Origin of the sequence: Streptomyces tuirus, from assembly GCF_014701095.1 — a bacterium.
GTDB lineage: Bacteria > Actinomycetota > Actinomycetes > Streptomycetales > Streptomycetaceae > Streptomyces > Streptomyces tuirus.
In genome coordinates, this window is sequence record NZ_AP023439.1 from 1,553,760 (window position 1) to 1,573,585 (window position 19,826).

General features: G+C 71.9%; 16 protein-coding genes. 7 read left to right on the top strand and 9 right to left on the bottom strand.

The features are described 5' to 3' along the window. Positions 1-32: 32 nt before the first annotated feature. From IGS69_RS07250 to IGS69_RS07280, 7 genes are all read right to left on the bottom strand, one after another. Positions 33-929, bottom strand: a complete 897-nt coding sequence (locus tag IGS69_RS07250) for a carbohydrate ABC transporter permease (protein WP_190897815.1) — start codon at positions 927-929, stop codon at positions 33-35. Then, entirely contained in the window at positions 926-1,861 is a 936-nt protein-coding gene (locus IGS69_RS07255; RefSeq protein ID WP_190897816.1) for a carbohydrate ABC transporter permease, read from the bottom strand. Before IGS69_RS07255 ends, IGS69_RS07250 begins: the two co-directional genes overlap by 4 nt. A gap of 161 nt (positions 1,862-2,022) precedes the next feature. Then, positions 2,023-3,753, bottom strand: coding sequence for an L-arabinonate dehydratase (gene araD, locus IGS69_RS07260; RefSeq protein WP_190897817.1), 1,731 nt, complete (start codon positions 3,751-3,753; stop codon positions 2,023-2,025). Further along, positions 3,750-4,661 (bottom strand): dihydrodipicolinate synthase family protein, encoded by a 912-nt coding sequence (locus IGS69_RS07265; RefSeq protein WP_190897818.1) that lies wholly within the window; start codon positions 4,659-4,661, stop codon positions 3,750-3,752. Before IGS69_RS07265 ends, araD begins: the two co-directional genes overlap by 4 nt. Next, positions 4,658-5,317: a GntR family transcriptional regulator gene (locus IGS69_RS07270; protein ID WP_190897820.1), complete on the bottom strand. Its 660-nt coding sequence runs from the start codon at positions 5,315-5,317 to the stop codon at positions 4,658-4,660. Before IGS69_RS07270 ends, IGS69_RS07265 begins: the two co-directional genes overlap by 4 nt. A gap of 211 nt (positions 5,318-5,528) precedes the next feature. Continuing rightward, on the bottom strand, positions 5,529-9,110 hold the full coding sequence (locus tag IGS69_RS07275) for an ATP-binding protein (protein WP_190897821.1): 3,582 nt from the start codon (positions 9,108-9,110) through the stop codon (positions 5,529-5,531). Positions 9,111-9,186: 76 nt separating this feature from the next. Next, complete coding sequence (locus IGS69_RS07280; protein WP_190897822.1) at positions 9,187-9,783, bottom strand: TIGR03086 family metal-binding protein; 597 nt, start codon at positions 9,781-9,783, stop codon at positions 9,187-9,189. Positions 9,784-9,978: 195 nt separating this feature from the next. Here IGS69_RS07280 and IGS69_RS07285 point away from each other — a divergent pair, with 195 nt between their 5' ends. Beyond that, a complete protein-coding gene (locus IGS69_RS07285) occupies positions 9,979-11,193 on the top strand; it encodes an MFS transporter (protein WP_190897823.1) in 1,215 nt (404 codons plus the stop codon). A gap of 64 nt (positions 11,194-11,257) precedes the next feature. Here the strand turns inward: IGS69_RS07285 and IGS69_RS07290 are convergent, their stop codons facing one another. Together IGS69_RS07290 and IGS69_RS07295 are read right to left on the bottom strand one after the other, a co-directional pair. Next, positions 11,258-12,451, bottom strand: a complete 1,194-nt coding sequence (locus IGS69_RS07290; RefSeq protein ID WP_190897824.1) for a hypothetical protein — start codon at positions 12,449-12,451, stop codon at positions 11,258-11,260. Beyond that, positions 12,448-13,407: a 5-dehydro-4-deoxyglucarate dehydratase gene (locus IGS69_RS07295; RefSeq protein WP_190904407.1), complete on the bottom strand. Its 960-nt coding sequence runs from the start codon at positions 13,405-13,407 to the stop codon at positions 12,448-12,450. Before IGS69_RS07295 ends, IGS69_RS07290 begins: the two co-directional genes overlap by 4 nt. A 221-nt stretch (positions 13,408-13,628) precedes the next feature. On the opposite strand from IGS69_RS07295, the gene IGS69_RS07300 reads away from it, so the two are divergent. From IGS69_RS07300 to IGS69_RS07325, 6 genes are all read left to right on the top strand, one after another. Further along, positions 13,629-14,438, top strand: coding sequence for an NAD-dependent epimerase/dehydratase family protein (locus IGS69_RS07300; protein WP_190897826.1), 810 nt, complete (start codon positions 13,629-13,631; stop codon positions 14,436-14,438). Between the two features lie 322 nt (positions 14,439-14,760). Continuing rightward, entirely contained in the window at positions 14,761-15,528 is a 768-nt protein-coding gene (locus IGS69_RS07305; RefSeq protein ID WP_190897827.1) for a DeoR/GlpR family DNA-binding transcription regulator, read from the top strand. 78 nt (positions 15,529-15,606) lie between these two features. Then, positions 15,607-16,980, top strand: coding sequence for an ABC transporter substrate-binding protein (locus IGS69_RS07310; protein ID WP_190897828.1), 1,374 nt, complete (start codon positions 15,607-15,609; stop codon positions 16,978-16,980). Then, positions 16,977-17,918, top strand: a complete 942-nt coding sequence (locus tag IGS69_RS07315; RefSeq protein ID WP_190897830.1) for a carbohydrate ABC transporter permease — start codon at positions 16,977-16,979, stop codon at positions 17,916-17,918. The genes IGS69_RS07310 and IGS69_RS07315 overlap by 4 nt, the downstream gene beginning before the upstream one ends. Continuing rightward, a complete protein-coding gene (locus IGS69_RS07320) occupies positions 17,915-18,766 on the top strand; it encodes a carbohydrate ABC transporter permease (RefSeq protein WP_190897831.1) in 852 nt (283 codons plus the stop codon). Before IGS69_RS07315 ends, IGS69_RS07320 begins: the two co-directional genes overlap by 4 nt. Beyond that, positions 18,763-19,752: a zinc-dependent alcohol dehydrogenase family protein gene (locus IGS69_RS07325; RefSeq protein WP_190897832.1), complete on the top strand. Its 990-nt coding sequence runs from the start codon at positions 18,763-18,765 to the stop codon at positions 19,750-19,752. Before IGS69_RS07320 ends, IGS69_RS07325 begins: the two co-directional genes overlap by 4 nt. The last annotated feature ends 74 nt before the right edge of the window (positions 19,753-19,826 follow it).

Genomic DNA, 19,826 nt, shown 5'->3' on the forward strand with positions numbered 1-19,826 from the left:
CCCTCCTGTGGCGGCGGCGGGTCGTTCGACGCTCATCCCTTCACCGCCCCCGCACTGAAGCCCGTGATCAGCCACTTCTGGATGAAGGCGAACACGAGCACGACGGGCACGGCCGCGATGATGCCGCCCGCGGCGAGCGCGCCCAGGTCGACGCTGTCGGCGCTCATCAGGGAGTTGAGGCCGACGGGGATCGTCTGCTTGTCCTGGTTGTTGAGGAACATCAGGGCGAACAGGAAGTGGTTCCAGGAGTGGACGAAGGCGAACGAGCCGACGGCGATCAGACCGGGGCGCAGCAGCGGCAGCACCACGATCCGAAAGGCCGTCATGCGGTTGCAGCCGTCGACCCAGGCCGCCTCCTCCAGCGAGTACGGCACGTTCTTGATGAAGTTGCTGATCAGGATCATCGACAGCGGCAGCTGGAATACCGTCTCGGCGAGGATGACACTGCCCAGCGAGTTGATCATCTGGAGCCCGGCGAAGATCTCGAACAGGGGCACCAGCAGCAGCGCGCCCGGCACGAACTGGGAGCACAGCAGAGCCAGCATGAACCCGCGCTTGATCCTGAAGTCGAACCGGGCGAGGGCGTAGCCGCCGGCCAGCGCGACGAGCGTCGTCATGAGCAGGGTGGCGACGCCGACGAGGACGCTGTTGGCGAAGTAGGTGCCGAAGCTGCGGTCCGTCCACACCTTCTCGAAGTGGTCGAAGGTGACCGGCCAGGGCACGAGCGAGGTCGAGCCGGCCGGGCGGAGCGAGAAGAGCAGGATCCAGTAGAAGGGGATGAGGGTGAACAGCAGGTAGATGCCCAGGGGCAGGTAGATCTGCCAGCGGGGGGCCTCGTCCCAGGCGCGCTCACCCTTGGCGGGGCGCGGCGGTTCGGGGGTGGCGCGCACGGGGGCGGGCGCCGTCTTGGTCGCTTCCTTGACGCTCACTTGCTCTCCCCTCCGAACTTGCTCAGCCGCAGGTAGACCATCGAGCAGAAGAGCAGGATCACGAACGCCACCGTGGTCAGGGCCGACGCGTAGCCGAAGTTGTGGGCGTCGACGGATGTGTTGGCGATGTACAGCGGCAGCGTGGTCGTCTCGCCCGCGGGACCGCCGCCGGTCAGCGTGTAGAGCAGGTCGACGTTGTTGAACTCCCACACCGCCCGCAGCAGCGTGGACAGGATGATGGCGTCCTTCAGATGCGGCAGCGTGATGTGCCAGAACTGCTTGATGCGGCTCGCGCCGTCGACCTCGGCGGCCTCGTAGAGGTCCTTCGAGACGGACTGGAGGTCGGCGAGGATGAGGATCGCGAAGAACGGCACCCCGCGCCACAGGTCCGCCACGACCGCCGCCGGGAAGACGGTGGAGGTGTCCGACAGCCAGCTCGTGCCGTAGGAGCCGATGCCGATGTCCGCGAGGTAACGGGTGATGCCCGTCTGGGAGTTGTAGAGCAGCACCCAGATCGCGGAGGTGAGCACGCCGGAGACGGCCCACGGGGAGAAGACCAGGGCGCGTCCCAGGCCCCGGCCTACGAAGGTCTGGTTGACGATGAGGGCCAGCGCGAGACCGAACAGCAGCTGGAGGCCGACCTCGACGACGACCCACTTGGCGCTGAAGACCAGGGTGTCCCAGAAGACGGGGTCCTCGGTGAAGGCGTGGACGAAGTTGTCGAAGCCCGCGTAGCCGTTCCGCCAGGGCTTGGTGGGGTTGTAGTTCTGCAGGCTGTAGTAGAAGACGCTGACGACCGGGTAGGCGATGAACCCCAGCATCAGCAGGGCGGCCGGCGCGATCAGCAGGTACGGAAGCCTGCGCGGGGTGGCGGAGGCCCGGCGCCGCCGGGGTGGCGCGGGCGGTTTCGCCACGGCTGCGGCTTGGGCCATGACAGGGTCTCCGATCTCGGTACGGGCGTGCGGAAGCGCTTTCTCGATGTGCGGAGGTCCCCCTGGAATGCGCGGTACGGGGTGCCTCTTGCTGTGTGCGTGGCGGGTGCGGGTGCGTCGTGGCGTGTCGCGCAGTTCCCCGCGCCCCTGGGTGGGACCGGTCAACCGGTGTAGGGATCCGGGGTCTTGCCCGGCCTCGCCAGGAACGCGAAGTCGCAGCCGGTGTCGGCCTGCGTGATCTGCTCGTTGTAGAGCGCGCCGTAGCCGCGCTCGTAGCGGGTGGGCGGCGGCGTCCAGGCGGCCCTGCGCCGCTGGAGTTCCTCGTCGTCCACGTGGAGGTGGAGGGTGCGCGCCTCGACGTCGAGGGTGATCGAGTCGCCGGTGCGCACGAGTGCCAGCGGGCCGCCCACGTACGACTCGGGCGCGACGTGCAGCACGCACGTGCCGTAACTGGTGCCGCTCATCCGGGCGTCGGAGATGCGGACCATGTCGCGGACGCCCTGCTTGAGCAGGTGGTCGGGGATCGGCAGCATGCCGTACTCGGGCATGCCGGGGCCACCCTTGGGCCCGGCGTTGCGCAGCACCAGCACGCTGTCGGCGGTGATGTCGAGCCCGGGGTCGTTGATCGTGCGCTGCATGGTCCGGTAGTCGTCGAAGACGACGGCGGGACCGGTGTGCTTGAGCAGGTGCGGCTCGGCCGCGATGTGCTTGATGACCGCGCCGTCCGGGCAGAGGTTGCCGCGCAGCACGGCGACTCCCCCCTCGGCGGCGACCGGGTTCTCGCGGGTGCGGATCACGTCGTCGTCGTGGACGACGGCCCCCGCGATCTGCTCGCCCAGGGTGCCGTTGACGGTGGGCCGGTCCAGGTGCAGCAGGTCGGTGATCCGCGAGAGGAAGGCGGGCAGGCCGCCGGCGAAGTGGAAGTCCTCCATGAGGTACGTCCGTCCGCCGGGCCGGACGTTGGCGAGCACCGGCACGGTGCGGGCGACGCGGTCGAAGTCGTCGAGGGTGAGCCGGACGCCGGCGCGGCCCGCCATCGCGATCAGGTGGATGACGGCGTTGGTGGAGCCGCCGAGGCCGAGCACCGTGGTGACCGCGTCCTCGAAGGCCTCGCGGGTGAGGATCCGGGACGGCTTGAGCGCGGTCCAGGCGAGCTCCACGGCCCGGCGCCCGGAGGCGGCGGCCATCCGCTCGTGCCCGGAGTCCACGGCCGGGATGGAGGAGGCGCCCGGCAGCGTCATGCCGAGGGCCTCCGCCGCCGCGGTCATCGTCGACGCGGTCCCCATGGTCATGCAGTGACCGGGTGAGCGCGCCAGACCGCCCTGCAGTTCCCGCAGTTCGCAGTCGGACAGGTTGCCCGCGCGGTGCTCGTCCCAGTACTTCCACATGTCGGTGCCGGACCCGAGGGTCTCGCCGCGCCAGTGGCCCGGCAGCATCGGCCCCGCGGGCACGAAGAGGGCCGGTACGTCGGCCGAGGCCGCGCCCATGAGCAGCGCGGGCGTCGACTTGTCGCAGCCGCCGAGCAGCACGGCCGCGTCGACGGGGTACGACCGCAGCAGTTCCTCCGTCTCCATCGCGAGGAGGTTGCGGTAGAGCATCGGGGTCGGCTTCTGGTAGGTCTCGGAGAGCGTGGCGACCGGGAACTCCAGCGGGAAGCCGCCGGCCTGCCACACCCCCCGCTTGACCGCCTCGGCCCGCTCGCGCAGATGGACATGGCAGGGGTTGATGTCGGACCAGGTGTTCAGCACGGCGATCACCGGCCGGCCCCGGTACTCCTCCGCCTCGTAACCGAGCTGCCGCATCCGGGCGTTGTGCGACCAGGTGCGCAACTGGCCCTCGACGCCGTACCACTGGTGGCTTCTGAGCTCCTCGGGACGCAGCCGGCCGGTCATATCGACCACCCCCCGGCGATCGCGGCGACCTCGGCGCGCTCGTCGTCCCGGAGCGTCCGGCTCGGCGGGCGGACCTCGCGGCGGCACAGGCCGAGGGAGGCGAGGGCCTCCTTGACGACGGTGACGTTGTTCGCGGAGCCGTTGGCCGCGCGCAGTTCCTCGAAGCGGCGGATCTGCTCCCACACCTTCATGGCGGCCGGGTAGTCGCCCGAGCGCAGCGCCTCGATCATGTTCAGGGAGACGGCCGGGGCGACGTTGACCAGCCCGGAGGTGAAGCCGGTGGCACCGGCGGAGAAGTAGGAGGGGGCGTAGGGCTCGGCGAGTCCCGCGACCCACACGAAGCGTTCCAGACCCGCGTCCCGGGCGAACGCGGCGAACCTGGCCGCGTCGGGCACGGCGTACTTCACGCCGATGACGTTCGGGCAGGCGTCGGCGAGTTCGGCGAGGCGGGCGCCGGTGAGCTGCGCGTTGCGGATGTACGGCACGACGCCCAGCTCGGGCACGGCCTCGGCGATGGCGCGGTGGTAGTCGACCCAGCCGGCCTGGGAGACGTACGGGTGGACGGGCTGGTGGACCATCACCATCCCGGCGCCGAGCTCCCGGGCGTGCCGGGCGGAGGCGACGGCGGTCGGGATGTCGTGTCCGACCCCGGCCAGGACGACGGCCCGGTCCCCGGCCTCCTCGATCGTCAGCTCCGTGACGAGCCGGCGCTCTTCGGGGGTGAGGGCGTAGAACTCGCCGGTGTTGCCGTTCGGGGTGAGGGTGGTGATGCCGCCGTCGAGCAGGCGGCGCAGCAGGGCCCGGTAGGTGTCCGGCGCGACGGAACCGTCCTCGGCGAACGGGGTCACCGGGATCGCCACCACGTCGGCCAGGGCCGCCCGTTGGGTCTCGAACGCCACGCTGCTCATTCCTGGCCTTCCTGTTCCAGTGCCGCCTCGGGGAAGGCGCGCTGCACGAAGGACGCGATGTGGGAGTGGAGGGCACGCGCCGCGCCGTCGGCGTCGCCGTCGAGGGCGAGCCGCAGGATCTCGCGGTGTTCGCCGGCCTCGCGCTCCCAGGAGGGCGAGGCGGCCCAGGCGACGGCGGAGACCAGGGCGGCCTGGTCGCGGACCTCGTCGAGCATCCGGCCGAGCAGCGGGTTGCCGCAGGGCAGGTACAGGGCGCGGTGGAACTCCCGGTTGGCCAGGGAGCGTTCGGCCGTGTCGGTGGCGTCGTCGGCCCGGGTCAGGGCGTCACGGGCGGCGTCCAGGGAGGCGCCGCGCTGCACGGCCCGCTTCAGCGCCTCGGGCTCCAGCAGCAGCCGGACGTCGTAGACCTCGCGCGCCATGTCCGCGTCCACCATGCGCACCGTGACGCCCTTGTACTGGCTCATCACGACCAGGCCGGTCCCGGCGAGGGTCTTGAGCGCTTCCCGCACCGGGGTCTTGGACACCCCGAACTGCGCGGCGAGCTCGGTCTCGACCAGGGCCTGCCCGGGCGTCAACTGCCCGGTGAGGATGCGGTGTTTGATTCCCTCCAGCACGAACTGCGTGCGGGAGGGAATCGGCGTGGGCACAGAGGTCATGCGCGCCTCTCGGATCTCGCGGTCTCGATGGATCGCGTATCGGGATCTCGCGTATCGGATCTCGCGTATCGGATCTCGCGTATCGCGTCTCATATATGACGTACGAAGTACGACGCGATGACGGTAGGAGGGCGCGTTTGTTTCGTCAATGCTTCTCACACAGAAACAGCAATCGCTTTCTACGACCTGGGCTTCCACCCCGTCCGGCCGCTCAGCCCCGGGTACGCTCCAGGACCAGTCGGCGGCTTCGCCGGGCCCGTTCGGCGGGTGTGCCGTCCACGGCGGAGAGCTCGGCCAGGTAGCCCAGCAGGTCCGTGACGGCGTCGCAGTCCGGGCCCGTGCGCAGGAACGTCTCGGTGGCGTCCTCGACCCTGTCCTCCACGTCGAGGAGGAGCGCCCGGAAGAGCCCGAAGAACCGGGTGGCGTCCCCCTCGTCGGACACGGCCGGACCGTTGAGGAGCTCCGTCCACTGGTCCCGGCAGACTTCGAACCCCGAGGTCAGCGTGGACAGCATGACCTTCTCGAACAGGATTCCGGGGTGGTCGGGTTCGGCCGCCAGGGCCTGTTCCAGATCCGTGCGCGCCCTGGCGTGGTGGCCCGCCTCCCGCAGGGCGATCGCGCGACGGGCAAGGGCCCAGGGCAGGGCCGGGTCGCGGTCCAGGACGGTGGTGAAGTCGGCGACGGCCTCCTCGGGGCGGCCGCTCTGGCGATGGGCCTCCCCGCGTTCGAGCAGGGCCGCGACGTGGGTGGGGGACTGCTCCAGAGCGGCGGTGAGGTCGGCGATCGCCTCGTCCAGCCGGCCGGTCTCGCGGTGTGCCTGCCCACGGTTGACCAGTGCCCATGTGTACGCCGGGTCGAGAGCGAGCGCCGCCGTCAGGTCCGCCACCGCCTCGTCGTACCGCCCGGCCTCACGGTATGCCGCGCCGCGCTCCGCCAGCACCCAGTCACGGTCCGGCTCGCGCTCCAGAACGGCGGTGAGATCGGCGATCGCCTCGTCGTACCGGCCGGCCAGGCGGTGCGCCTCACCGCGCCGCACCTGGGCCCACGTGTAAGCGGGATCGACCGCCAGTGCCGCCGTGAAGTCCGCCACCGCCTCGTCGTACCGCCCGGCCTGACGATGCGCCTGGCCGCGCTCGGCCAAGGCCCACGACATGGTGGCATCGACCGCCAGGGCGGCCGTCAGGTCGGTGACCGCCTCGTCGAGCCGGCCGGCTTCGCGGTGCGCCTGGCCGCGGGACGCGAGCGTCCACATCGACGACGGCTCGATGTCCAGTGCGGCGGTGAAGTCGGCGACGGCCTCGTCGAAGCGGCCCGCCTCCCGGTGGGCCTCACCGCGCCGGCTGAGCGCCCAGGCGTAGGAGGGGTTGATCTCGAGAGCCGACGTGAAGTCCGCGACGGCCAGGTCGTGGTGGCCGGAGCGGCGATGGGTCTCGCCTCGCTGGGCGAGAGCCCAGGCGTACGGGGGGTCGAGATCCGCCGCGGCCGTGAGGTCCGCGATGGCCTCGGCCGGGCGGCCCGCCGCCCGGTGGGCCACGCCCCGCTCGGCGAGGGCCCAGGCGAGCGACCCGTCGTGTTCGAGGACAGCGGTGAAATCGGCCACGGCGTCGTCATGACGGCCCACGTCCCCGTACGCCAGCCCGCGCTGACCACGGGCCCACGCGTTCGTCGGGTCGATCGCCAGGGCCGCCGTGAGATCGGCGATGGCAGCGTCGTGACGGCCCGTCTCCCGGTGCACGAGCCCACGCGCGGGCAGCACGTGGTCGGCGCTGCCGGGATCGAGGTCGAGAGCCGCCGTGAAGTCCCGCAGCGCCTCCTCATGACGGTCCGCCGCACGGTGGACCTCGCCCCGGGCCGCGACGGCCCGCGCCAGGGTGGGATCGAGCGCGAGGGCGGCCGTCAGATCGGCGAGGGCCTCCTCGTGCCGGCCCGCCAGCACATGGACCTCACCTCGTCGGGCCAGGGTCCAGGCGTGCGCGGGATCCAGGGTGAGCGCGGTGGTGAGATCGCTGAGGGCTTCCTCTGTGTGGTCGAGCCAGCGGTGCAGGTCACCGCGGTAGGCCCAGGCCCGGGCGTTGCGCGGATCGGTGGCGACGGCCAGGTCCAGCGCCTCTCCGGCCGCGTCGTCACGATCGGTCAGATAGAAGTGCCGGCCGCGGTAGGTGTGGGCCCAGGCCCGGGTGGCGGTGTCCAGCCCGCCATGGGCCAGCAACGCCTCCAGGACGGCGAGCAGCGGATCGGCACCGGCGACGGCCTGCTGGAGTCGGCACGCCCAGGTGAGCAGCGCCGGATCGGCGCTGTCGCGGGCGGCCTGCGCGAAGCTGTCGGTCCATCGCTGGAGGATCTCCGCGTCCTGGCCCGCGGCGTGAACGGCCTCCCGCAGCGCGACGGGCAGGTGGGCGGCGGGCTGCGCGCACAGCCGGTGGTAGGTCTCGTCCAGCCGGTGTCTGCGCCACCCGGCGTCACCCCACCGCTTGGACTCGGGAAGGCTCCGCTCGGCGTCGGCGCGCCAGGCGGCGTGCGCCTCGGCCAGCCGTCCGTGCGTGGCGGCCCAGCGCCGAGGGGAGTGGGAACGCTGCTGACGCAGCATGCTGGCGCGCACCACGGCGTGGTACTGCTTGAAGTCGCCGCGGCCGCTGACGAACGGCTGCCCGCACAGCCACGGCCAGAGCCCACGCGCCTCGGGCGGCACCGCGGCGGCGAAGACGTCCTCGTTCAACTGGGGGGCGAAGGCGCACGCCAGGACCGTCTCCCGCTGCTGCGCGTCGGTGATCCACTGCACGAACCTGGCCACCGCCGCGTCGGCCACGTCCCCGTCGGCGCTCACGTCACCGGCCGCGGCGGGCCTGGTGAACGCCAGGAGTTCGACCAGCAGGGGCAGTCCCATCGACAGGTGGAGCACCGCTTCCACCGCGTCGGGTTCCGTCACGCCCCGCGCGGCGAGCAGCGCCCTGGTCTCCGCGGCGGTGAACACCTCCAGCGGGACGTCGGCCACGAGGGCCCGCAGCGGCGCCCATTCCCGTTCCGCGAGTTCGTCGCGCCCGGCCAGAACCACCATGACGTTGGCGGGTAACGGCCCGAAGGCGTCCTGCACCAGGTGGCGCAGCCACCCGTCGAGGTAGCGGCCGGTCACCTCCCAGGTGTCGAGGAACAGCACCACCCACGGATGGCGGCCGCAGAGCCGGCCGAGTTCGGAGACGAACGCCCGGCTCACCTCGGCCGCGTCACTCGCGCGGGGACGACGGCCGCGGGCCCGGGCACCGGAGCGGAGCCGGTCCAGACCCTGGGCCGCGGCGTCGGGGCTGGCCATCGCGGTGACGGGTCCGGCCCCCGGTATGAGCGACACGGCTCCGAGAGCGGCTTGCGCGACGACCCTGCTCGACACCGAGGCGTCGCTCTCCGGCACCGGCTCGGCGGCGGCCTCGTGCTCCCTGCGGTACTGCTCGGCCGCCCGGTCGTACTCCTTGAGCGGCCCCGCCTGTGCGGCCAGTTGCCGTGCGAGCTCGGCCAGGGCCTGCTGCACGCCGTGGACATCGCCCTCGTCCACCGTCGCGGTCACGGCGCCCGCGCGCCGCGCCGCCTCCTGCCACTGGCGCAGCAGCGTGGACTTGCCCACTCCGCCCACTCCCCGCACGTGGAAGAGGAACTCGGCCGGGTCCTCCTCGGTGTGCGGGTCCTTCGCCAGGTTCTCCGCGAACAGCGACAACTGCGCTCTGCGGCCCACGAAGCGTGCGCGTGTGCGCTGCCGGATCAGCTCCCCCCGCGACCGGTTCTTGTGACGCCCCGCCCCCGTCATGTCCCACTCCGTTCCGGCCCTGTCTGGTGCGTCGGACCGGATCATTGTGCCGCGCGGACGGGACGGGGGCACGGCCCTACGGCTTCAGCCTCCAGCCCGGATCCCGCCCGCTCAGCCCCACCGCCCGCTCCAGCAGGGGCGCTTCGGGACCAACCGGGACGACGGGCCCGAAGATCTCGCCCCGGCCCGGGTCGTCGACGCTCGCGGCGAGGAAGTCGTGGCAGACCCGGAGCGCCGCCGGGTCGGGGTGGTACGCCTGGCCGGTGGCACGGGCCAGGTCCCAGCCGTGGATCACCAGTTCGTCGACGGCGACGAGCCCCGCGACCTCGCCGGGCAGGTCCACGCCGCCGGCCCGGGTCATGCCGGTCCAGGCGGCCGGGTCGCGCCAGGCGTCGGCCAGTTCGGCGAGGACCTTGGGCAGTTCCTCGCGCCCGCCGGGGCCGAGGTCCGGGAGCGCGGCGTCCGGGCTGGTGTCGGTCGTGACGCCCAGGTCCTTGCGGCCGGCGTCGCGGAAGGCGACGGCCAGCCCGGCCAGGTGCCCCAGCAGGTTGCGCACCGCGTACTCCGGGCAGGGTGTCGGGCCCTGCAACTGCTCGTCGGTGACGCCTTCGGCCAGCCGCGCCAGGACCGCCGTCTGCGGTCCGAGGTCGAGGGTCGGGGTGGTGTCGGTCATTCCGTTGGTCCTCCTGGCTCGGTCTGCGTATGCCTGGCTCGGTCTGCCGGGCTCTGCCTGTTTGGCTCCGTCTGCCTGGCTCCGCCTTCTGGGAGGTAGACCGACGGCGCCCGCGGAACTCATCGCCCCGCCGCCCGTCTTCTAGGGCACTTTCCCGATCCCCGGCCACAGGCCTTAGCACCACGATGACCGGGCATGACGAACGAAACGACCTGGCCCCTCGTGCGCGTCCTGCGCGACCGCGAGGCCGGGCTCTGCCTCTCCGCCGTGGTGATCTCCGGCTTCGGCACCTCGGCGCTGTGGCTGGCGTCCGGCGTGTGGGTGAAGGACCTCACCGGCTCGGACGGTCTGGCTGCGCTGTGCCTGCTCGCGATGTGGCTGCCGACCCTGGCCGGACCGCTGCTGGGCACACTGGCCGACCGGGTCCGCCGCAAGCCGTTGCTGATCGGCGTGAACGTGCTCCTGGGCGGTCTGCTGCTCACCCTCGTGGGCGTGGACTCCCCGGGCGGGTTGTGGCTGCTGTACACGGTGCTGTTCGTGTACGGCGCGGCGGGCGTGGTCCACGACGCGGCCGAGTCCGCGCTCGTCGCCACCGCCGTGGGCCCCTCCCTGCTGGGCGAGTTCAACGGCCTGCGCATGACGGCCACCGAGGGCATGAAACTGCTGGCCCCGCTGGCCGGCGCGGGCCTGTACACCGCGTACGGCGGCCCGGGCGTCGCCCTCCTGGACGCGGCGACGTTCGTGCTGGCCACGGGGGTGTACGCCCTGCTGCGCGTCCGGGAGGAGAAGCCCGCACCGCCCCGCGGCAGCACCCGGCGGCGCACCGCCGAGGGGGCCCGCCACCTGTGGGCGCACCCCGTGCTGCGTCCTCTCGTCCTGGCGGGCGGCGCCACCATGCTGCTCGCCGGCCTGAACGGGGCGATGGTCTACGCCGTGGTCGACGCTCTCGGACGCTCCCCCGCGTACGCCGGTGTGCTGTACGCCGTGCAGGGCGCCGGGTCGGTCGTGGCCGGCCTGCTGTCCGGCACCGCTCTGCGGCGGGTGGGGGCGCGGCGCTTCGCGGCGTACGGGATCGCGCTGCTGGCGCTCGGGATGGCCCTGCGGGCGGTGCCGTCCGACCCGGTGGCGCTCGGGGGCAGCGCGGCGATCGGGGCCGGGCTGCCCGCCGTGCTGATCGCCGCGCTGACGTCCGTGCAGCGTGAGACGCCCGGCCCGCTGCTGGGCCGGGTCACCGCCACGGCCCACACGCTGGTGTACGCACCGAACGTGGCCGGGCTGGCCGCCGGGGCCGCCCTGGTGGAGCTGGTGAACCACCGACCGGTGCTGGTGGCGCTGGGCCTGGCCCTGCTGGCGACGGCGGCACCACTGTTCGCCGCCCCGGCCGCGACCGAAGCCGGGGCTGACCGGTGAGGGTTGCCGCCCCAGCCCGCGAGGACAGTGACGGTGTCTGTCTCAGACAGCGACGGCGCCCGCCTCAAAGACCGCGAGCACAGCCACCGCGCCCCTCGAGACCCGCGAGAGCCCAACGCACCGCCTCCAAGTCGCTGTCGGAGGCCAGCCCCGCGTGGTACAGCCGCAGTTCGGTGGCGCCGAGCCGCCGTGCCTCGGCCGCGTCGGCGGCGAGGGTGCCGGGGCTGCCGCCCATCCCCGAGACGACGGTGAAGTTGGCCGCGATGACCGCGCCCTCACGCTCCTGCCGCGCGAACGGCGTGAGCGTGCCGGTGCCGCCGGCGCAGGGCACGACCACACCGTCCGCGACGGACAGGATGTGCGCCGGGTCGACCCCGGGGTTGGCGCCGACGTGGTACGAGACGGGGTCGGCGTGCAGCAGCACCTGAAAGCTTTCGGGAGCCGTCGCCCGGACCGCCGCGACGGCCTGCTCCTGGAGCGTGCGGGCGGTGTCGTCGCGGTACGCGCGCGTGGTGTGCGCGAGCGTCTCGCCGAGGAGCTTCTCGATGCCCGCCCAGCCCCCGTCGGACGGCGCCCCCTGCCACACCGGCTCCAGCGCGGTCCGTACGGCGGCCGCCAGCTCGTCGGCGTCCAGGCCGTGCCGGCCGTAGCCCTCCCGGCAGGACGGGCAGAAGCACAGGGCCATCAGGTACTGCCCGGCGTCCCCGAGGCCGACGCCGCCGGTCTTGTCATGGGCGTGCAGATGCTGCAGGCCGTACCAGCCGAGGGACTCCAGCTCGGTGCCGCGCGCCCCGGGCCGGACGGCCGCCTCGGCCGCCAGGTCGGTCAGGTACGCGCGTGTGGCGGGCTGGGCGATGCACGGCGCCCAGGGGTAGCGGTCGCCGTAGGCGTTGACGACCGAGGTGTCCGGGTGTTCGGCGCCCAGGCGGGAGTTGTGCGCGAGGACGACCCAGGTGTGCACCTCCAGACCGGCCTCGGTGAGCGCGCCGGCGGCCTCGCCGAAGGCGTCCCCGGGGGCCCAGTCGCCGGCCGCGTAGGGCCGCAGCTCGCGTCCGGCCCAGCGGTCGCCGGCCGGGTACAGCACCGCGGCGTGCTCGGCGGTGACGATGCGGTGGCGCGGATGGCGGGGCGTGAGGGCGCGCGTGGAGTGGTAGGCGGCGGCGAGTGTCACCTGGGCCACGCCCAGCGCGGCGATGCGGGCGGGTGCCTCCGGGTCGCCGTTGACGTCCCAGGGGTAGACGAATGCCGACGCCTTCACGTGGCCTCCTCCAGCAGCGCGTAGCCCCGCTCGATCACGTCGGCGAGCCGCTTCACATGATCCCCGGCGGGCTCGTGCAGCGGGGGCCGCACCTCCCCGACGTCCAGGCCGCGCAGCCGTACACCGGCCTTGACCAGGGCGACCGCATAGCCGCTGCCCTGGGCGCGCAGGTCGACGAACGGGCGGTAGAAGCCGTCCAGGAGCTTCTCCACGGTGGCGTCGTCGCCGGTGCGCAGGGCCCGGTGGAAGGCGAGGGCGATCTCCGGCGCGAAGCAGAACACGGCGGACGAGTAGAGCGTCACGCCGAGAGCGCGGTAGGCGAGCTGGGTCTGCTCGGCGGTCGGCAGGCCGTTGAAGTAGAGGAAGTCGCCCGGGGCCTCGGTGCGGACGGCGCTGATGACACGCTGCATGAGGTCGAGGTCGCCGAGACCGTCCTTCAGGCCGATGATCCCGTCCGTGCGGGCGAGTGCGACGACCGTCTCCGGGGTGAACACGGCGTTGTCGCGCTGGTAGACGATGACCGGCAGGGCGGTGGCGGCGGCCACCTCGCGGTAGTGCCGCAGCAGCCCCTCCTGCCCGGCGACCACGAGGTAGGGCGGCATGGCGAGCAGTCCGTCCGCCCCGGCGGCCTCGGCGAGGCGGGCGTAGCGCACGGCGAGCGCGGTGCCGTACCCGGCGCCGGCGACGACCGGGACGCGCCCGTCGACGGCCTCCACGGCGGCCCGTACGCAGGCCTCGAACTCCTCGGGCGTCAGCGCGTGGAACTCGCCGGTGCCGCAGCAGGCGAACACCGCGGCGGCTCCGGCCTCCACCCCGCGCCGGACGTGCGTGCGGTAGGTGCCGAGGTCCACGGAGCCGTCGGGTCCGTAGGCGGTGACCGGGAAGAACAGCGGCCCGCTGGGGATGTCGAGTCGAGCGGCGAGAGGGGCTGACGTCACAAGCTCTCCCGGTTCCATATTCATGATTGGCGTCTATATTTCTGAACGACTCCACGCTAAGACGCCGCCTTGGTGCCGGTCAAGCGCGCACACCCGCGACGCACCTGCGGATTCACCGCCTCCGCCGCACACTTGACGGGCTCCGCCCCGGATCCTTAGCGTGTCCACGCATATGAATGCCGTGCGCTCATGTGCACGGCATGGTGATCAGCACGGTCGGCGATCAAGGAGACCCGAGGATGCCCGCTCCCCGCACCGTCCTGCTCACCGGCGCCGCCGGCGGCCTCGGCACCCTGATGCGGGACCTGCTCCCTGCCTACGGCTACGACCTGCGCCTGCTGGATCTGCGTCCGATCGAGGGCGAGCCGGACGCGATCGTCGCCGACCTGGCCGACCGGGACGCCGTGCGCGAGGCGGTCCGGGGCGTCGACGCGATCATCCACCTCGCCGGCATCTCCCTGGAAGCCCCCTTCGAGAAGATCCTCAAGGCGAACATCGAGGGCACCTACCACCTGTACGAGGCCGCCCGCGAGGAGGGCGTCGGCAGGATCGTCTTCGCCTCCTCCAACCACGCCGTCGGCTACACCCCGCGCCCCCGGGGCGACGACCCGCTGATCCCGGTCGACACCCCGCGCCGCCCGGACACCTTCTACGGCCTGTCCAAGTGCTTCGGCGAGGACCTCGCACAGCTCTACTGGGACCGGCACGGCCTGGAGACGGTCTCGGTACGGATCGGCTCCTGCTTCCCCGAGCCGACCAGCGTGCGCATGCTCTCGGTGTGGATGAGCCCCGCCGACGGCGCCCGCCTCTTCCACGCGGCCCTGACCGCCGAGCGCGTCGGCCACACCGTCGTCCACGGCTCCTCCGCCAACACCCGGCTGTGGTGGGACCTCACCAGCGCCCGGGCGCTCGGCTACGAACCGCAGGACGACTCCGAGCCGTACGCCGAGAAACTCATCGCCGAGCAGGGCGAACTGCGGGACGGCAACGAGGCCCACGCCTGCCTCGGCGGCCACTTCGTGACCGACCCTCCGATCTGGCCGTACTGACTGGAAACAGTCGTCACCAGGGCGGGCGGGCAGAGAACGGGCCCGCCCACGGCATGTTCGGGCACTGATCGTGCCCTGGTCGCAGGCGCGACAGCGCCACGCCCAGGGGCGCGGGGAACTGCGCGACCAGCCACGACAAACCCGCTGACGCCACACCACCGCACCCCCGGAGCTATTGGGCCTGCCCCGCCCGAACGGGCACACGCGGGCAGCATCGGGCCCGGGTCAGGCCTGGTCACCACACCCCACCCCCTGTAGAACTTCCCCCAAGGCCCGACCGAGGGCCCGAACGGGCAGCACAGCAGGAAGGCGGGTGACGGCCATGAACAGGACCGCGGAAGAACGCCAGCGCGAGATCGTGCTGGCCGCACGGCGCGACGGCTCGGTCGACGTCACCGCCCTCGCCACCGAGCTCGGCGTCGCCAAGGAAACCGTACGAAGGGACCTGCGCGTCCTGGAGGACCACGGCCTGCTCCGCCGCACCCACGGCGGCGCCTACCCCGTGGAGAGCGCCGGCTTCGAGACGACGCTCGCCTTCCGGGCCACAAGCCACGTCCCCGAGAAGCGCCGGGTCGCGGCCGCCGCGGCCGAGCTGCTCGGCGACGCCGAGACCGTCTTCGTCGACGAGGGCTACACCCCGCAGCTCATCGCCGAGGCACTCCCCCGGGACCGGCCGCTGACCGTGGTCACCGCGTCCCTGCCGGTCGCGGGCGCCCTCGCCGAGGCCGAGCACGTCTCCGTGCTGCTGCTCGGCGGCCGGGTGCGGCGCGGCACCCTCGCCACCGTCGATCACTGGACGACGAAGATGCTGGCCGGCTTCGTCGTCGACCTGGCGTTCATCGGCGCCAACGGCATCTCCCGCGAACACGGCCTCACCACCCCCGATCCGGCCGTCAGCGAGGTCAAGACGCAGGCGATCCGAGCCGCCCGGCGCGTGGTCTTCGCGGGCGTCCACACCAAGTTCGGAGCGGTCAGCTTCTGCCGGTTCGCCGAGGTCGGCGCGCTGGAGACGATCGTGACGAGCACGCTGCTGCCGGCCGCCGAAGCACACCGCTACTCACTGCTCGGACCCCAGGTCATCCGGGTCTGACACCGCACTCACGTCCCCCACCGGGCGCAGCCACGCCCCGTGCTGCCCCTTATCTCCCCATACATCCAGGAGCGATCCATGCGAACCCAGAGCCGACGACGGCCACCGCGAGCCCCGCTCGCCCTGGCCGCCGCAGGGACGCTGCTCGCCCCGCTGCTCTCCGGCTGCTGGGTCGGCGCGGGCGGGGCCGGATCCGGCGGCGACGCCATCAACGTCCTGATGGTCAACAACCCGCAGATGGTCGAGTTGCAGAAGCTGACCCGCGCCCACTTCACCAAGGAGACGGGCATCAAGGTCAACTTCACGGTCCTGCCAGAGAACGACGTCCGCGACAAGATCAGCCAGGACTTCGCCAACCAGGCCGGCCAGTACGACGTCGCCACCCTGTCCAACTACGAGATACCGATCTACGCCCGCAACGGCTGGCTGCACGAGATGAACGGCTATGTCGCGAAGGACCCGGCCTACGACGAGCAGGACGTCCTGAAGCCGATGCGCCAGTCCCTCACCGCCGACGACGGCAAGCTCTACGGCCAGCCCTTCTACGGCGAGTCGTCGTTCCTGATGTACCGCAAGGACGTGTTCGACAAGAAGGGCCTGACGATGCCCGAGCGGCCCACCTGGCAGCAGGTGGCGGACCTCGCGGCGAAGGCCGACGGCGCCGAGCCCGGCATGAAGGGCATCTGCCTGCGCGGCCTGCCCGGCTGGGGCGAGGTGATGGCCCCGCTCACCACGGTCGTCAACACCTTCGGCGGCACCTGGTTCGACAAGGACTGGAAGGCACGGCTCGACTCCCCCGCCTTCGAGAAGGCGACGAAGTTCTATGTCGACCTGGTGCGCGAGCACGGCGAGTCCGGCGCCGCCCAGGCCGGGTTCGCCGAGTGCCTGAACAACATGACCCAGGGCAAGGTCGCCATGTGGTACGACGCCACCTCCGCGGCCGGATCCCTGGAGGCGGCGAACTCCCCGGTGAAGGGCAAGGTGGGCTACGCCCCCGCACCCGTCGAGAAGACCGCGTCCTCCGGCTGGCTCTACACCTGGGCCTGGGGCATCCAGAAGGCCTCCCGCAACCCGGACAACGCCTGGAAGTTCGTCTCCTGGGCCTCCGGCAAGGGCTACGAGGAGCTGGTCGGCGACCAGGTGGGCTGGTCGAACGTCCCGGCCGGCAAGCGGGCGTCGACCTACGCCAACGCCGACTACCGCAAGGAGGCCGGGGCCTTCCAGGAGATGACCAAGGAGGCCATCGAGCAGGCCCGCCCGACCGACCCCGGGGTGCAGCCGCGGCCCGCGCCCGGCATCCAGTTCGTCGGCATCCCCGAGTTCACCGACCTGGGCACCAAGGTCTCCCAGGAGATCAGCGCGGCCATCGCCGGACGCCAGTCCGTCGATTCGGCCCTGAAGAAGTCTCAGGCGCTCGCAGAGAAGATCTCCGAGGAGTACGAGGGACGATGACCGCCACGACAACGGCCCCCGTGGCCTCCCCCGAGATACGCAACCCCGTCCGCCGGCCCTCCGCCCGGCTGCGTGCCTGGGCCACCCGGGCCCCGCTGCTGCCCGCCCTGATCTTCATGATCGTCGTCACCCAGCTGCCCTTCGTGGCCACGCTGGTGATCTCCTTCTTCGACTGGAACTCCCTCTATCCCGACGCCCGTCACTTCACCGGCGTCGACAATTACCGGGAGGTCGTCACCGACCCGGACCTGCGCCAGTCGGTGTGGACGACCGTGCTGCTGACGGTGGCGGTGGTCCTGGCCAGTCTGGTGCTGGGACTTGTGCTCGCCCTGCTGCTGGACCGGAGGTTCCGCGGCCGGGGCATTGTCCGGACCCTGCTGATCGCTCCGTTCCTGGTGGTCCCCGTCGCGGCCGCCCTGCTCTGGAAGCATGTGCTCTACAACCCTGAATACGGCCTGTTCAATGGGTTGTTGCACTATGTGGGCGGCCCACAGCCCGACTGGATCTCGAACACCCCGCTGCTCGCGGTCGAGGCGTCCCTCGTCTGGCAGTGGACACCGTTCATGATGCTGATCCTGCTCGCCGGACTGCAGAGCCGCGACCACGAGCAGATCGAGGCGGCCCGGGTCGACGGCGCGAGCGACTGGCAGATCTTCGTCCATCTGACGCTGCCGCACCTGCGCCGCTACCTCGAACTGGGCGCCCTGCTCGGCTCGATCTACATCGTCCAGAACTTCGACGCGGTCTTCACGATCACGTCCGGGGGCCTCGGCACCGCCAACCTCCCCTACACCGTCTACCAGAGCTTCTACCAGGCCCACGAGAACGGCCTCGCCTCGGCCGCGGGCGTCCTGGTGGTCATCGGCTCGATCGTCATCGCGACCTTCGCCCTGCGCGTGGTGTCGTCCCTGTTCCGCGAGGAGGTGTCCCGCGCATGAGCACGATCGCAACTCGTGCCCGCCGTGTCCGTGGCAAGGGTGCGGGCCTCGGCCTGCTGGCCTGGCTGCTCGGCATCGCGTTCTTCCTGCCCATCGCGTGGATGGCACTGACGTCCTTCCACTCGGAGACGGACGCGGCGACCAATCCGCCGTCCTTCGCGGCCGCGCTCACCCTGGACGGCTACCGCGAGTTCTTCGGCGCGGGCGGCGGCGCGAGCCCCTGGCCGGCCCTGATCAACTCCACCGTCGCGTCCGTGGCCTCGACCCTGCTGGTGTTGCTGCTGGCCTTCCCGGCGGCGTACGCGCTGTCCATCAACCGCGTCCGCAAGTGGACGGACGTGCTGTTCTTCTTCCTCTCCACGAAGATGCTCCCGGCCGTGGCGGGCCTGCTGCCGATCTACCTGTTCGCCAAGAACGCCGGAATGCTCGACAACATCTGGCTGCTGGTCATTCTCTACACCTCCATGAACCTGCCGATCGCGGTGTGGATGATGCAGTCCTTCCTCGCCGAGATCCCGGTCGCGGTGATCGAGGCGGCGAAGGTGGACGGGGCCCGGCTGCCCACGATCCTCGCGCGCGTGGTCGCCCCGATCTCCCTCCCCGGTATCGCCGCCACCGCCCTGATCTGCTTCATCTTCAGCTGGAACGAGCTGCTGTTCGCCCGGGTGCTCACGGGTGTGGTCGCCGAGACCGCCCCCGTCTTCCTGACCGGCTTCATCACAAGCCAGGGCCTGTTCCTGGCGAAGGTGTGCGCCGCGTCGCTCGTCATCTCCCTGCCGGTGCTCGCCGCGGGGTTCGCCGCCCAGGACAAGCTGGTCCAGGGCCTGTCGTTGGGAGCCGTGAAATGAAGGCCGCCGTCATCGAGTCCGTGGGCAAGGCCGTCGTCGCCGAGGTCCCCGACCCGACGCCCGGCCCGCGCGAGGTCGTGGTCGAGGTCGCGGCCTGCGGCCTGTGCGGAACCGATCTCCACATCCTCCAGGGCGAGTTCGCCCCCAAGCTGCCGATCGTGCCCGGGCACGAGTTCGCGGGCGAGGTGGTCGGAGTCGGCACCCGGGTCACGGAGGTGGCGGTGGGCGACCGGGTCGCCGTCGACCCGTCCCTGTACTGCTACGAGTGCCGCTACTGCCGTACCGGCCACAACAACCTCTGCGAACGCTGGGCGGCGATCGGGGTGACGACGGCCGGAGGCGCGGCGCAGTACGCCGTCGCCCCGGTGGCGAACTGCGTGAAGCTCCCGGACCACGTCCGCACCGAGGACGCCGCCCTCGTGGAACCGCTGTCCTGCGCGGTACGCGGCTACGACGTGCTCCGGTCCCGTCTCGGCGCGCACGTCCTGATCTACGGCTCCGGCACCATGGGCCTGATGATGCTGGAACTGGCCAAGCGCACCGGCGCGGCGAGCGTGGACGTCGTCGACGTGAACCCGGCCCGCCTGGAGACCGCCCGCGGCCTCGGCGTCACGGGCTCGGCGGCGACCCCCGACGAACTGGACCGTCCGCAGGGCTGGGACCTGGTCGTCGACGCCACGGGCAACGCGGCGGCGATCCAGGACGGCCTGGACCGGGTGGCGAAGGCGGGCACGTTCCTGCAGTTCGGCGTGGCCGACTACGCGACCCGCGTGACGATCGACCCGTACCGCATCTACAACCAGGAGATCACCATCACCGGCTCGATGGCGGTGCTGCACAGCTTCGAGCGGGCGGCGGAGCTCTTCGCGAACGGCGTGCTCGACCCGGACGTCTTCATCAGCGACCGCATCCCGCTGGAGCGCTACCCCCAGGCGCTGGACCAGTTCGCGGCGGGCGTCGGCCGCAAGATCGTGGTCGTGCCGTAGGGAAGGGACCACCGCGGGCGGGGAGCAGGCGAAATTCGCTGGGTCGCCTGCTCCCCGCCTCGTACCCTCACGGC

Excerpts from the sequence above, each read along its gene's own strand:
- IGS69_RS07275 (WP_190897821.1), bottom strand. The coding sequence starts at position 9,110 with ATGACGGGGGCGGGGCGTCACAAGAACCGGTCGCGGGGGGAGCTGATC.
- IGS69_RS07270 (WP_190897820.1), bottom strand. The coding sequence starts at position 5,317 with ATGACCTCTGTGCCCACGCCGATTCCCTCCCGCACGCAGTTCGTGCTG.
- IGS69_RS07315 (WP_190897830.1), top strand. The coding sequence starts at position 16,977 with ATGACCGCCACGACAACGGCCCCCGTGGCCTCCCCCGAGATACGCAAC.
- IGS69_RS07320 (WP_190897831.1), top strand. The coding sequence starts at position 17,915 with ATGAGCACGATCGCAACTCGTGCCCGCCGTGTCCGTGGCAAGGGTGCG.
- IGS69_RS07280 (WP_190897822.1), bottom strand. The coding sequence starts at position 9,783 with ATGACCGACACCACCCCGACCCTCGACCTCGGACCGCAGACGGCGGTC.
- araD (WP_190897817.1), bottom strand. The coding sequence starts at position 3,753 with ATGACCGGCCGGCTGCGTCCCGAGGAGCTCAGAAGCCACCAGTGGTAC.
- IGS69_RS07295 (WP_190904407.1), bottom strand. The coding sequence starts at position 13,407 with ATGGAACCGGGAGAGCTTGTGACGTCAGCCCCTCTCGCCGCTCGACTC.
- IGS69_RS07285 (WP_190897823.1), top strand. The coding sequence starts at position 9,979 with ATGACGAACGAAACGACCTGGCCCCTCGTGCGCGTCCTGCGCGACCGC.
- IGS69_RS07310 (WP_190897828.1), top strand. The coding sequence starts at position 15,607 with ATGCGAACCCAGAGCCGACGACGGCCACCGCGAGCCCCGCTCGCCCTG.
- IGS69_RS07305 (WP_190897827.1), top strand. The coding sequence starts at position 14,761 with ATGAACAGGACCGCGGAAGAACGCCAGCGCGAGATCGTGCTGGCCGCA.
- IGS69_RS07265 (WP_190897818.1), bottom strand. The coding sequence starts at position 4,661 with ATGAGCAGCGTGGCGTTCGAGACCCAACGGGCGGCCCTGGCCGACGTG.
- IGS69_RS07325 (WP_190897832.1), top strand. The coding sequence starts at position 18,763 with ATGAAGGCCGCCGTCATCGAGTCCGTGGGCAAGGCCGTCGTCGCCGAG.
- IGS69_RS07300 (WP_190897826.1), top strand. The coding sequence starts at position 13,629 with ATGCCCGCTCCCCGCACCGTCCTGCTCACCGGCGCCGCCGGCGGCCTC.
- IGS69_RS07255 (WP_190897816.1), bottom strand. The coding sequence starts at position 1,861 with ATGGCCCAAGCCGCAGCCGTGGCGAAACCGCCCGCGCCACCCCGGCGG.